Below are 13,167 nucleotides of genomic sequence, written 5' to 3' on the forward strand. Positions count from 1 at the left end.
CCCGAAGTCCATTGTCAGACCCCTGCGTCAGTATCGAACACATGACGACGACTGCTGCACCTGCCCTTTCGCTGACCGACCGTGCCGCCTACGAGAGCGCGGTCGAACAGGCCCTCGCCGCGAGCGCCGCGTACTACGGGGACGGGGAGACGACGCTCGACGACGCCTCCTACGACGCGCTCGCCCGGGGCATCGCCGGCTATGAGCTGGCGCATCCGGAGCATGTGCGGGCGGACTCGCCGACCGGGAAGGTCGGCGGGGGCGTGGCGCCGGTGGGCGAGGTGGCGCACACCGTGGCCATGCTGTCGCTGGACAACGTCTTCGACGCCGAGGGCCTGGTGAAGTGGGACGCGTCGCTGGCCCGCCGGATCGACCACCCGGTGGCGGGCGGTTACGCGGTGGAGCCGAAGCTGGACGGGGCGGCGATGGCCGCGCGGTACCGGGACGGGCGGCTCGTGCAGCTGGTGGGGCGGGGGAACGGTGCGCAGGGCGAGGACCTGAGCCATGCGATCGGCTCGATCGTGGGTCTGCCCACGGAGGTGCCGGGCGGGGCCACGGTGGAGATACGGGGTGAAGTGCTGCTGACCCGCGAGCAGTTCGAGCGGGCGAACGAGATACGGGCCGCGCACAACGCCAAGCCCTTCTCCAACCCGCGCAACGGCACGGCCGGCACCCTGCGGGCCAAGGACCGGCCCTACACGATCGAGACGACCTTCTTCGCGTACGGGGCGGTGGAGCTGGACGGTGCCGGCTTCCTCGCGGGAGCGGGCGGGAGCCACGAAGCCGTGATGGCGCGGGTCGCGGCGCTGGGGGTGCAGACCACGACCGCGACCGAGATCGGGCTGCGCGTGTACGGCACGCTCGCCGAGGCGCAGGCGCGGGTCGAGGAGATCCAGCGGCTGCGGGCGGAGCTGCCGTTCGGGATCGACGGGGTGGTGATCAAGGCGAACGACCACGCCGAGCAGGACGCCGCCGGTTCCGGTACGCGGCACCCGCACTGGGCCATCGCGTACAAGCTGCCGCCGGTGGAGGCGCGGACGAAGCTGCTCGCCGTGGAGTGGAACATCGGCCGCACCGGGCACATCGCGCCGCGCGCGGTCCTGGAGCCGGTGGAGGTGGACGGCAGCACCGTCACGTACGCGACGCTGCACAACCCGGCGTTCATCCGGAACACCGGCCTGATGGTGGGCGACACCGTCGTGCTCTACAAGGCGGGCGACATCATCCCGCGGGTGGAGGCGCCGGTCGTGGCGCTGCGCACGGGCGCGGAGACCGAGATTCCGCTGCCCGAGGCGTGCCCGGGGTGCGGCGGCGAGATCGACACGTCCGGCGAGCGGTGGGAGTGCGCGGGCGGGGCGAGCGGCGGCTGCGGGAAGCTGCCCGCGCTGCGGTACGCGGTGGGCCGCGACCAGCTCGACATCGACGGGCTCGGCGTGACCTATCTGGAGGCGCTGGTCGAGGCCGGGCTCGTGGACGACGTCGCCGATCTGTTCTTCCTCACCCGCGAGCAGCTCGCCGAGGCCACCGGCAGTGACAAGCGCGCCGATGCGCTGATCGGCCGGCTGGCCGGGGCGAAGGAGCAGCCGCTGAACCGGGTGTTCTGCGCGCTCGGCGTGGTGCGGACCGGGCGGACGCTGTCGCGGGAGATCGCCCGGCACTTCGGCACCATGGACGCCGTCCGGGCGGCGACGCCTGAGGAGTTGGCGGAGGTGAAGAAGCTCCCCGCCGCCAACGCGCCGAAGATCGCGGCCCACATAGCCGCGCTCGGCCCGGTCATCGACAAGCTGGTCGCCGCCGGGGTGAACATGACGGAGCCCGCGGCCGACGGGGCGGACGCCCCGGGCAGCAGGCCGCTGGCGGGCGAGACGGTCGTCGTCACCGGCGGTATGCACGGCCCGCTGGCGGGGCTCAACCGCAACGCGATGAACGAGCTCATCGAGCGCGCGGGCGGCACGGCCTCCGGCAGCGTGTCGAAGAAGACGACCATCCTCGTCGCGGGCGAGGGCGCCGGGTCGAAGCTCGCCAAGGCCGAGCAGCTCGGCACCCGGGTGCTCGGCGAGGAGGAGTTCGCGGCCCTGATCGCCGACCACCTGGCCTGAGGGGCCGGGCGAGTCCGGGCCCGGGCCGCCGAGCCCGGCCCTGCGGCCGGGCCGGGCCGGGCCGCGGGCCCGGGGCCCGCGCCGCACGGCCGGCCGGGCCGCCAGGCTAGTCGCCGCCTCCGCCACCACCGCCGTCTCCTCCCCCGTCCCCGCCACCGCCGCCCCCGCCGTCGCCCCCGTCGCCGCCGTCGGAACCCCAGCCGTCGCCTCCGCCGGGCTCGTTGTCGTCGCTGCCGCTACCCAGGTTGCTGAACCAGGAGCGGTCCCAGTCGGCGTCGGTGGCGACCGGCTCGCCGGCGTCCACGAGCCGGCGCTCCGAGCGGAAGCGGGCCAGGCCGGTGGTGTCGCCGAGGCCGAAGGAGACGGCGAAGGCCTGGGCCATGACGGCGTCCAGGGGGTCGGGGCTCTCGTAACGCACGGGGGCGAGGGGCAGCAGTACCGTGCCCGGTTCGACGGCGGGGCGGCGCGGCGGGCGGGTCAGCAGGGCGACGCGGCGGTCGTCGCGGAGCAGCCAGGAACTCGACGCGTCGGCGCGGCGCAGTGCCCAGCGCGGGCCGCCGGGCAGTTCGACGTCCACCGAACTCTTCGACTTGCGGAGCTTCTTGCGCAGGGCGAGACGGGCCGTGGCCTCGCCGACGGTCAGGCGCAGGCCCTTGGCCGGGTCGGCGGCGTCGCGGTGGAAGCCGTGCGGTGCCCGGATCCGGACGACCGGGGCCTGCGGCGCCCACACGTCGACGCGCACCAGGCGCCGATCCACGGCGACGGTGACCGGCCCGGCGGGACCGTCCGTGTGCCGCCGGGCGATCCACAGCGGTACGCCTTCGGCCCAGGCACGGCTCGCCAGGGCGCCCACGCCCTCCGGTCCGCCGCTGTGCCGCAGGGCCAGTTCGCCCAGCGCGCGGGCGAACTCGGCGGCCCGGCGGACCTTGACCGGTTTGCTGGTGCCGGTCACCCGGGTGACCGGGACCGCGCCGGCGTCCTGGGGCAGCCGGTCCAGCGGGCGTTCGGCGCCCCCGCCGCCGAGCCAGTGGCCGCGCTGGTACGCCTCGGCCATGGCGGCGAGGTTCAGCTCGCCCAGGGGCGTGGTCCGGCCGCCCCTGCGCAGTCCGTCCTCGGTCAGCTCCACCGTCCGCGCCAGCGGATTCCACGACTGCTCGCCATAGAGCACCCGGCTCACCACGACCCCCGTCTCTCGCCGGACCGACACACCCACGCCTACTTGCTGACCGCGAAGCGCATCAGGGCGTGCTCGTCCCCCTGCTTGATCTTGCCGGTGACGTTGATGACCTCGAGCTTCCAGGAGGTGCCGACGCGCATCGCCTTGGCCACCGCGCAGCCGTTGTCCTGGGTGAGCAGGCTCGGCCAGATGTCGGCGACCTGCTGGGAGCTGCCGCCGGTCGCGTCGTACACCTTGAAGCTGATGTTGCGGGCCTTCTGGAAGGAGCTGCCCTTCTTGTACGCGGCGGCGACGAACACGATCGACGTGATGTTGGCCGGGATCCGCGCGAACTCCACGGTGACGGTCTCGTCGTCGCCCGCGCCGTGGCCGGTCTGGTTGTCGCCGCTGTGGATCAGCGAGCCGTTGCCCATCGGGTCGAGCGAGTCGAGGCCGGCCAGGCGCACCGGGTCGGCGCCCTGCATGGCGACGGCGATCAGGTCGAGGTCGGTGCCGGTCTTGCGGCGCAGCTTGCCCAGCACTCCGCCGGTGCTGCCGGCGGTGGGGTCCCAGGAGACGCCGATGGACAGGTGGGTCACCCCGTCGAGGTCTGCCGGGCCGTCTTCCTTGGTCAGCGTGATCATGCGCGGGTCTTCCTTTGTCGAAGGGTCTACAACATCCAGAGTCTGCCCGGCCCCTCGGCGGTTCCCGCGACCGGTCCCGGCTCCGCTTGACCTTGACACGGTGACAAGGTCTTCACTGCGGTCCAGGAGGTGGCCCTGATGACCACGAACAACGCGGACCCGGCGGTGCTGCGCGGACTTGAGCACGCCGGCGCGTCCGTGCGCCTGAAGGCGGCGCTGGCGATCGGTTCGTGCCCGGCCCCGGGGTATGTCGGCGCGCTCGTCGAACGGTGCGCGGTGGAGCCGGAGTTCCAGGTACGGGAGATGCTGACGTGGGCGCTGACCCGGCACGCGGCGTCGGAGACGGTCCCGCTGCTCGTCGCCGAGGTCCGTTCGGAGCGGGGGCGGGCGCGGAGTCAAGGGCGGAGTCAGGCGCTGCACACGCTGTCCAAGATCGGGGACGGGCGGGCGTGGCCGGTGATCACTCCGGCGCTGCTCGCCGACACCGACGACGAGGTGGCGCGCAGCGCCTGGCGGGCGGCGGTGGTGCTCGTGCCTGAGGGTGAGGAGGGTGCGCTGGCCGTAGTGTTGGCCGGGCAACTCGGGCGCGGCGGGCGCGAGACCCGGCTGAGCCTGAGCCGGGCGCTCATCGCACTCGGGACGGTGATGCTGCCGACCGTGGCGGCCGCGACGACGCATCCCGACCCGCACGTGCGGGCGCACGCGCTCGCCACGGAGCGTCTGTGGCGGGACCCGGACGCCGGCTTCGAGTTCGCGATCGAGGAGGCGAAGCGCGTCGTGGCCCTCGGCGGGGCAGGCGAGGAGGGACGGTAGGGGTGCGGATCGGTGAGGTCGCGCGGTACTCGGGGGTCAGCGCCCGGATGCTGCGGCATTACGAGGCGCTGGGCCTGGTCCGGCCGACGGGCCGCAGCGGCACGGGCTACCGGGAGTACTCCGACGAGAACATCCGGCGGATCTTCCACATCGAGAGCCTGCGGTCCCTGGGTCTCTCGCTGCGCGATGTCGGGCGGGCGCTCGACGACCCCGGCTTCGCGCCGGCGGAGCTCGTCGAGGACCTGGTCCGCCGGACCGAGGAGCGGATCGCGGCCGAGACGGAGCTGCTGACCCGGCTGCGCCGGATCGGCGTCGCGGAGCCCGCCGGCTGGCAGGACGTCCTCCAGACCGTCGCGCTGCTGCAGGCGCTGGGTTCGACGAGCCCGGGGGCGCGGCAGCGCGCCGCGCTCTCGGCGGCCGAGGAGGTGCCCGTACCGGTGGAGGCACTGGTCGAGGCCGTGCTCGGCGAGGCCGATCCGAACGTGGCCGGGGCACTGCGCTGGGCCCTGGCGCAGTCGGGCGGGGAGCGGGGCGCCGAACTCCTCGCGCAGGGCCTCGGTTCGCCCTCCCCCGCCGTACGGAAGCGGGCCGTCCAGTCGCTCGCGGAGCTCCCGGGCGACGCGGCGACCGCGCTCCTGACGGATGCTCTGGCCCACGCCGATGTCGTGGTACGCCGGTACGCCGCCCTTGCGCTCGGCGCGCGCGGGGTGGCCGACGCGATCCCGACGCTCGTCGAGATGGTCGTCGTGGGACGGAACGACAGCGACGCCGCCGACGCCCTGAGCGCGCTGGCCGCCGATCCGGCCCTGGCGGACCGGATCGCGACCGGGCTCGTCGACCACCTGGCCCACGGCGGCCGCGAACCGTCCGCGCGCCGCCGCCTGACCCAGGCCCTCGCGGGTGTCCCCGGCGACACGACCTCCCGCGCCTTGGCGGAGCTTGCCGGGGACCCGGACCCGGGCGTCGCCCTGACGGCGACGTACGTGTTGTCGCTGCGCGCGGCCGGGTAGGGAACGGCCCGCGCCGGGCGCCCGCTCGTACGGCGAGCCGCGCCATGACGTGCCGCGTCGTGACCGGCCGCGTCGGCGACCGCTCAGCCGGCGAGCCGCCTCGCGACCTGCCCCGCCCTCTCCCGGCCCACCTGCTCCCCCGCATCCGCGTCGGCCCCCGCCCGGGGCCACGGCCCGACACGCACCGCGGCCACCGCGGGCCCCAGGGCAGGGAGCCCGGCGACCGGCCGGGCCGCCGAATCCCGCCGCTCGGGCCCGCGCAGTCTGAGGCACCCGGGAGGCGCACGGCGCCGCCGGTGCCGGATCCGGGAGGTCAATGGGAAGCCCGGTCAGGCCAGTTCGACCAGCAGGTCACCGCCCTCCACCTGCTGGATGCGGGTGATGGCGAGCCGGGAGACGCGGCCGGACTTCGGGGCGGTGATGGAGGCCTCCATCTTCATGGCCTCGATCGTGGCGACGGTCGCGCCGGCCTCGACCTCGTCGCCCTCGGCGACGGCCAGGGTGACGACGCCCGCGAACGGGGCCGCCACATGGCCGGGGTCGGCGCGGTCGGCCTTCTCGGTGACCGGGAGGTCGGCCGCGGCGGCCCGGTCGCGGACCTGGATGGGGCGGAGCTGTCCGTTGAGGGTGGACAGGACGGTACGCATGCCGCGTTCGTCCGCCTCGCCGATCGCCTCCAGCTCGATGAGCAGGCGCACGCCGGGGCCGAAGTCGACGGCGTACTCCTTGCCGGGGCGCAGCCCGTAGAAGAAGTCCTTGCTGTCGAGGACGCTGGTGTCGCCGTACGCCTGGCGGTGCGTCTCGTACGCCTGCGTCGGGCCGGGGAAGAGCAGCCGGTTGAGCGTGCCGCGCCGGTCCTTGGCGAGGCCGTCGTGGTCGTCCGGGGTGAGGTCCCGCATCGGCTTGGGTCCTGCGCGGCCCTGGAGGGCCTTGGTGCGGAAGGGTTCGGGCCAGCCGCCGGGCGGGGTGCCCAGTTCGCCGTGGAGGAAGCCGACGACGGAGTCGGGGATGTCGTAGCGCCCGGGTGCCGCCTCGAAGTCCTCGGGGGCGACGCCGGCGCCGACGAGGTGCAGGGCGAGGTCGCCGACGACCTTCGACGACGGCGTGACCTTCACGAGGCGGCCGAGCATCCGGTCGGCGGCGGCGTAGGTGGTCTCGACGTCCTCGAAGCGGTCGCCGAGGCCGAGGGCGACGGCCTGGGTGCGCAGGTTGGAGAGCTGGCCGCCGGGGATCTCGTGGTGGTAGACGCGCCCGGTCGGCGCGTCGAGTCCGGCCTCGAAGGGGGCGTAGATCCGGCGGACGCTCTCCCAGTACGGCTCCAGGTCGCCGACGGCCTGCAGGTCGAGGCCGGTGGGCCGGTCGGAGTGGTCGGTCGCGGCGACGATCGCGGAGAGCGAGGGCTGGGAGGTGGTGCCGGCCATGGAGGCGACGGCGCCGTCGACGGCGTCGGCGCCGGCCTGGATCGCCGCGAGGTAGGTGGCGAGCTGGCCGCCCGCCGTGTCGTGGGTGTGTAGGTGCACCGGCAGGTCGAACTCCCGGCGCAGCGCGGAGACCAGCGTCGCAGCGGCGGGGGCGCGGAGCAGGCCGGCCATGTCCTTGACGGCGAGGACGTGGGCGCCGGCCTCGACGATCTGCTCGGCGAGCCGCAGGTAGTAGTCGAGGGTGTAGAGGCGCTCCGCCGGGTCGGAGAGGTCGGCGGTGTAGCAGAGGGCGACCTCGGCGACGGCGGTGCCGGTCGCGCGCACGGCGTCGATGGCGGGGCGCATCTGGCGTACGTCGTTGAGCGCGTCGAAGATGCGGAAGATGTCGATGCCGGTGGCGGCGGCCTCCTGCACGAAGGCGTCGGTGACCTCGGTGGGGTACGGGGTGTAGCCGACGGTGTTGCGGCCGCGGAGCAGCATCTGCAGGCAGATGTTCGGTACGGCTTCGCGCAGGGCGGCGAGCCGTTCCCAGGGGTCCTCGGCGAGGAAGCGGAGCGCGACGTCGTAGGTGGCGCCGCCCCAGCATTCGAGGGAGAGCAGCTGCGGCAGGGTGTGCGCCACTGTGGGGGCGACGGCGAGCAGGTCCTTGGTGCGCACCCGGGTGGCGAGGAGCGACTGGTGGGCGTCGCGGAAGGTGGTGTCGGTGACGCCGATGGTCGGCGCGTCGCGGAGGCCGCGGGCGAAGCCCTCGGGGCCGAGGGCGGTGAGCCGCTGCTTGGAGCCGGCGGGCGGCGCGCCCGCGGCGCCCGGGCCGTCGGGCAGGCGGGGCAGCTTGGCAGTGGGGGCGATGAGCTCGGGCCGGGGGCCGTGGGGCTTGTTGACGGTGACGTCGGCGAGGTACGTGAGGAGCTTGGTGCCGCGGTCGGCGGAGTGGCGGGCGGTGAGCAGGTGCGGGCGCTGCTCGATGAAGGCGGTGGTGACCTGCCCGGCCCGGAAGTCCGGGTCGTCGAGGACGGCCTGCAGGAAGGGGATGTTGGTGGAGACGCCGCGGATGCGGAACTCGGCCACGGCGCGCCGGGCACGGCCGACGGCGGCGCGGAAGTCGCGGCCCCGGCAGGTCAGTTTGACCAGCATGGAGTCGAAGTGGGCGCTGACCTCGCTGCCGGCGTGGGTGGTGCCGCCGTCGAGGCGGATGCCGGAGCCGCCGGGCGAGCGGTAGGCGCTGATCATGCCGGTGTCGGGGCGGAAGCCGTTGGCGGGGTCCTCGGTGGTGATGCGGCACTGCAGTGCGGCGCCGCGCAGGACGACGGCCTCCTGGGCGAGGCCGAGGTCGGCGAGGGTCTCGCCGGCGGCGATGCGCAGCTGGGACTGGACGAGGTCGATGTCGGTGACCTCCTCGGTCACCGTGTGCTCGACCTGGATGCGGGGGTTCATCTCGATGAAGACGTGGTTGCCGTCGGGGTCGAGGAGGAACTCGACGGTGCCCGCGTTGCGGTAGCCGATCTCGCGGGCGAAGCGGACGGCGTCCTCGCAGATGCGCTGCCGGACGGCCGGGTCGAGGTTCGGGGCGGGTGCGAGCTCGATCACCTTCTGGTGGCGGCGCTGTACGGAACAGTCGCGCTCGTAGAGGTGGATGACGTCGCCCTCGCCGTCGGCGAGGATCTGCACCTCGATGTGGCGGGGGTCGACGACGGCCTTCTCCAGGAAGACGGTGGCGTCGCCGAACGCGGACTCGGCCTCGCGGGCCGCCGCCTCGATGGACTCGCGCAGCGCGGCGCGGTCCTCGACGCGGCGCATGCCGCGTCCGCCGCCGCCGGCGACGGCCTTGACGAAGACCGGGAAGCCGATCTCCTCGGCGGCGGCGACGAGTTCGTCGACGTCGGTGGAGGGCGCGGAGGAGCCGAGCACCGGGACGCCGGCCGCGCGGGCGGCGGCCACGGCACGGGCCTTGTTGCCGGTCAGTTCCAGGGTCCGCGCGTCCGGTCCGACGAAGGTGATGCCCGCCTCCTCGCAGGCGCGGGCGAGTTCGGGGTTCTCGGACAGGAAGCCGTAGCCGGGGTAGACCGCGTCGGCGCCGGCGAGCCGGGCGGCCCGGATGATCTCCTCGACGGAGAGGTAGGCCCGTACGGGGTGCCCGGGCTCCCCGATCTCGTACGCCTCGTCGGCCTTGAGCCGGTGCAGCGAATTGCGGTCCTCGTGCGGGAAGACGGCGACGGTGCGCGCCCCCAGTTCGTAGCCGGCGCGGAACGCGCGAATCGCGATCTCCCCGCGGTTGGCCACCAGCACCTTGCGGAACATCTCTGATCCCTTCACCCTGCGGCTTGGGCGCACCCGCGTCGCACTCGGCGAGCGGCCGGTTCGTCTCCGTCACGCTACGGGGTGCCGGACCTCGGTCTGAAGGTCTCGGGGCAGTGAGATGGATCATCGAGCCGTCCGCCGCGCGGGTGACGGCAGATCAGAAGGTGAGCGAGCGACCGAGTCTGACGGTTGATCAGGTGGCCGGGTCGAGGAGGTGCGGGCCGTTGTTGCGGACGCTGTTGACGGCCGGGGAGACGGCGAGGGCGTCGAGGCGCCCGTCGGCCGGGCTGCCGAGCAGCGCGCGCAGGTCGTGGGTGTCCTGGTGGTGCGGGTCGAGCCAGGTGTCGTAGTGGTCGGGGGTGAGGGCGAGCGGCATGCGGGGGTGCACCCGGCCGGCCTCGTCGGTGGCCTCGGTGGTGATGATGGTGCAGGTCATGAGCCAGGCGCCGGGGTCGTCGGGGTCCGCGACGTCGGGGTCGCGCCAGTACTCGTACAGGCCCGCGAGCGCCATCACGGAGTCGTCGGCGGGGTGGATGAAGTACGGCTGCTTGTGGACCTTGCCGGTCGCCTCGTCCTTGACCGGGTCCCACTCGTAGAAGCCGTCGGCCGGCAGCAGACAGCGCCGCTTGGCGAAGGCCCGGCGGTACGCGGGCTTCTCGTGGACGGTCTCGACCCGTGCGTTGATCATCCGCGCGCCGCCCTTCGGGTCCTTCGCCCACGACGGTACGAGTCCCCAGCGCAGCGCCCGCAGCTCGCGCCGCACCTCCCCCTTCTCGCCGCCGTCATGGGCGGGCCGTTCGAGGACGGCGTACACGGGGTCGGTGGGCGCGACGTTCCAGCTGGGCTCCAGCGTCTCCTCGGGGCGCCACTCGGTCACGCCGAACAGCTGGGTCAGGTCCTGGGGACTCCGGGTGGAGGCGTATCGGCCGCACATACGGCCACTCTGCCACGGACAGGGCCGACGGGTGGGGTCGATGGGTGGGCCGATGGGTGGGGCCGACGGGCGGGGCGCCCGGTCAGGCGTCCCAGGTGACCGGGAGGCTCTTCACTCCGTAGATGTCGGCGGTCTCCGGGCGCAGCGCGACCTCGTCGGCCGGGACGGCGAGGCGCAGCGTCGGGAAGCGGTCGAGCAGCGCGGTGAACGCGGCGCGCATCTCGATGCGGGCCAGCTGCTGGCCGAGGCAGAGGTGGATGCCGTGGCCGAAGGCGAGGTGGCCGCCGGGGACGGGCTTGCGGCGGATGTCGAGCACGTGGGGGTCGTCGAAGCGCTCGGGGTCGCGGTTGGCGGTGTTGTACGCGAGGAACACGGTGGTGCCGGCCTTGACGGTCTCTCCGCCGAGCTCGACGTCCTCGAGCGCCGTCCGCATGAAGGACTTGGCGACGCTGAGGTAGCGCAGCAGCTCCTCGACGGCCTGGTCGATCAGCGTCGGGTCCGCGCGCAGCGCGGCGAGCTGTTCCGGGTGCTGGAGCAGGGCGAAGGTGCCGAGGGAGAGCATGTTCGCGGTGGTGTCGAACCCGGCGGCGAGGAGGATCAGCGAGATCCCCTTCAGTTCCTCGTCGCTCAGGTCGGTCTCGGTGAGTTCGCTGAGCACGTCGTCGGTGGGGTGGGCGCGCTTGGCGGCGACGAGCTCCGCGAGGTACTCCTGCGTCGCCGTGTACGCGGCGATCAGGTCCTCGTCGCTGGTCTCACCGCCCATGAAGGTGTCGATCTGCTCCTGGAAGGAGGCGCGGTCCTCGTACGGGACGCCGAGGATCTCGCAGATGACGATGGTGGGGATGGGCTTGCCGAACGCGGTGACGAGGTCCGCCGTCGGCCCGGCCGCCTCCATCGCGTCCAGGCAGTCGGCGGTGATCTGCTCGATGCGCTCGGTGAGCAGCCGCATCCGGCGCGCGGTGAAGCGGCTGACCAGGGGCTTGCGGTAGCGGCTGTGCTGCGGGTCGTCCATCAGCAGGAACTCGCCGGGCGGGGCCGGCGGGATCTCGAAGTCGACCACGTTCAGGAGTTCCTTGCGGGCGCTGAACCGCGGGTCGGCGAGGACGGACCGGACGAGGTCGTGGCCGGTGACCAGCCAGCCGGCCTTGCCGCCGATGTGGGTGAAGGGGCTGATGGGGCCCCGCTCGCGGGCCTCGGTCAGCTCGGCCGGCGGGTCGAAGGGGCAGCCGGGCTGGCGCGTCGTCGGCGTCGTGACGGTCTGCGGGGATTCACTCATGGCCACTCCTCGGCTGGTCGGCTCGCGACATGTCGTGTTTGAACATCGAGAAAGCTACGTTGCGTTCATGGATCGGTCAATCACCAGAATCAGGCAATCGCAGGCAGGCGCAGGGAAATTGATGCAATGACGTTGCCGTCGAACGCAACACCGCGTTGCAATGGATGACGCCGAAAGCAATGCAGGCGAGCAGCGCGGCGCGCTGTGGGCGCCGGGTTGTGCGCCTGTGCGCCCCCGGTCGGGGCTCGCGCGCGGGCCGCGGCGCGCCATTGTCGTGGTGGGCATCACGACACGGAGAGCGAGGGACCCGATGGGACGACAGGAGCCGGGCCGGGACGGGCTGGAGTACCGCCTGAAGGAGCTGGACCCGCCGGGTGTCGCGTACGACACCTGGTTCATCCCCCCGCAGGACCCGAACGCGTTCCCCGCCGGCCTCACGGGCGAGGCCGCCGCCTTCGTGGAGCGCGTCCGGCGCCTCGGCCCGATCTACGGCGGCGCGGTCCCCGAGGCCGCGGTCCGCCTCGACCTGCGCCTGGACGCCGAGTTGGGCGCCGGCCGCGACGGCGTCCGCGCCCGCACCCACCGGCTGCACGCCCGCGGCCATGTCCTCGTCGAGGCGGACGACGAGCGGGCGGTGCCCCGCCTGCGGCTGGTACGCCGCCGGCCCCGGCGCCCCGGCGAGGCCTGGGTCCTCGCGGGCGGCGGCACGGACGGCTAGGGCCTGCCCTAGGGCGTGTTCTTCCGGGCCAGCAGGTGGACCTCCTGGAACTGGCGCCGGTCGGTGGGCTGGGGCGCCCGTACGAGGCGGGCGACCTCGGCCATGCCGGTCTCGTGGAGCAGCCCGGCGAGGTGGTCGGGCGACCAGCGGTAGGCGGGTGCGACCGCGTGGTCGAAGACCTGGGTCGGGCGGGAGGGTCCGTCGGTGGCGGAGAAGCCGAGGAGGAGGTGGCCGCCGGGGGCCAGGACGCGGTGGAACTCCCGCAGGACGGCGGGGACTTCCGCCGGGGGCGTGTGGATGAGGGACCACCGCGCCAGGATGCCGGCCAGCGCGCCGTCGGCGAGGTCGAGGGCGCCCATCGAGCCCACCTCGAACCGCAGCCCGGGCCAGGCCTGCCGGGCCAGCTCGATCATCGCGGGCGAGACGTCCACGCCGAACGCCGCCAGCCCCGACTCCGCCAGATGCGCGGTGACATGACCGGGCCCGCAGCCGAGGTCCGCGACCTGCCCGCCGTCGGCCCCGACCGCCTCGGTGAAGGCGCTCAGCATCGCGCGGTCCAGCGGACTGTCCCGCAGCGAGTCGCGGAACAGCGCCGCGTATTCGTGGGCGGCGGCGTCATAGGCCTCGCGGGTGGCGCTCAGGGCATCGTTGTCGACCATGCCCGCGACCGTAACCCCCGGCACTGACAACGCCGCGGGGCGCGACGAGTCGCCGCCCGCCCCGAGGGCCGTGGCCGGATCCCGTCACTCCCCGAAGTCGGCGGTTCACCCAACGGCCACCCGTCCCACCCCACCGCAA

The 13,167-nt window shown here is 73.8% G+C and carries 10 protein-coding genes; 4 read left to right on the plus strand and 6 right to left on the minus strand.

Features of this window, described 5'->3' with window-relative positions:
• Nucleotides 1–41 precede the first annotated feature (41 nt).
• The gene (gene ligA / locus KV205_RS12965; RefSeq protein ID WP_265864370.1) at nt 42–2,099 is read left to right on the plus strand and encodes an NAD-dependent DNA ligase LigA; all 2,058 of its coding nucleotides are present in this window, start codon (nt 42–44) and stop codon (nt 2,097–2,099) included.
• A 106-nt stretch (nt 2,100–2,205) separates the two neighbouring features.
• Here ligA and KV205_RS12970 read toward each other — a convergent pair whose 3' ends face one another.
• Complete coding sequence (locus KV205_RS12970; RefSeq protein ID WP_265864371.1) at nt 2,206–3,306, minus strand: hypothetical protein; 1,101 nt, start codon at nt 3,304–3,306, stop codon at nt 2,206–2,208.
• Nucleotides 3,307–3,314: 8 nt separating this feature from the next.
• Nucleotides 3,315–3,899 carry a TerD family protein gene (locus tag KV205_RS12975; protein WP_265864372.1) on the minus strand — a complete coding sequence of 195 codons (585 nt, stop codon included), beginning with the start codon at nt 3,897–3,899 and terminating at the stop codon, nt 3,315–3,317.
• 138 nt (nt 3,900–4,037) lie between these two features.
• On the opposite strand from KV205_RS12975, the gene KV205_RS12980 reads away from it, so the two are divergent.
• Both KV205_RS12980 and KV205_RS12985 read left to right on the plus strand, forming a co-directional pair.
• Complete coding sequence (locus KV205_RS12980) at nt 4,038–4,712, plus strand: HEAT repeat domain-containing protein (protein WP_265864373.1); 675 nt, start codon at nt 4,038–4,040, stop codon at nt 4,710–4,712.
• Between the two features lie 2 nt (nt 4,713–4,714).
• Nucleotides 4,715–5,722, plus strand: coding sequence for a HEAT repeat domain-containing protein (locus KV205_RS12985; protein ID WP_265864374.1), 1,008 nt, complete (start codon nt 4,715–4,717; stop codon nt 5,720–5,722).
• Nucleotides 5,723–6,051: 329 nt separating this feature from the next.
• On the opposite strand, the gene KV205_RS12990 is transcribed toward KV205_RS12985, so the two are convergent.
• The 3 genes from KV205_RS12990 to KV205_RS13000 form a co-directional block, all read right to left on the minus strand.
• Entirely contained in the window at nt 6,052–9,441 is a 3,390-nt protein-coding gene (locus KV205_RS12990; protein ID WP_265864375.1) for a pyruvate carboxylase, read from the minus strand.
• A 193-nt stretch (nt 9,442–9,634) separates the two neighbouring features.
• Entirely contained in the window at nt 9,635–10,375 is a 741-nt protein-coding gene (locus KV205_RS12995) for an SOS response-associated peptidase (RefSeq protein WP_265864377.1), read from the minus strand.
• Between the two features lie 82 nt (nt 10,376–10,457).
• On the minus strand, nt 10,458–11,651 hold the full coding sequence (locus KV205_RS13000) for a cytochrome P450 (RefSeq protein ID WP_265864378.1): 1,194 nt from the start codon (nt 11,649–11,651) through the stop codon (nt 10,458–10,460).
• 310 nt (nt 11,652–11,961) lie between these two features.
• Between KV205_RS13000 and KV205_RS13005 the strand changes: the two genes are divergently transcribed.
• On the plus strand, nt 11,962–12,369 hold the full coding sequence (locus KV205_RS13005) for a hypothetical protein (RefSeq protein ID WP_265864379.1): 408 nt from the start codon (nt 11,962–11,964) through the stop codon (nt 12,367–12,369).
• A gap of 8 nt (nt 12,370–12,377) precedes the next feature.
• On the opposite strand, the gene KV205_RS13010 is transcribed toward KV205_RS13005, so the two are convergent.
• Nucleotides 12,378–13,028, minus strand: coding sequence for a class I SAM-dependent methyltransferase (locus KV205_RS13010; protein ID WP_265864381.1), 651 nt, complete (start codon nt 13,026–13,028; stop codon nt 12,378–12,380).
• Between the last annotated feature and the right edge of the window lie 139 nt (nt 13,029–13,167).

This window comes from Streptomyces sp. SKN60, assembly GCF_026236535.1.
Classification (GTDB): domain Bacteria; phylum Actinomycetota; class Actinomycetes; order Streptomycetales; family Streptomycetaceae; genus Streptomyces.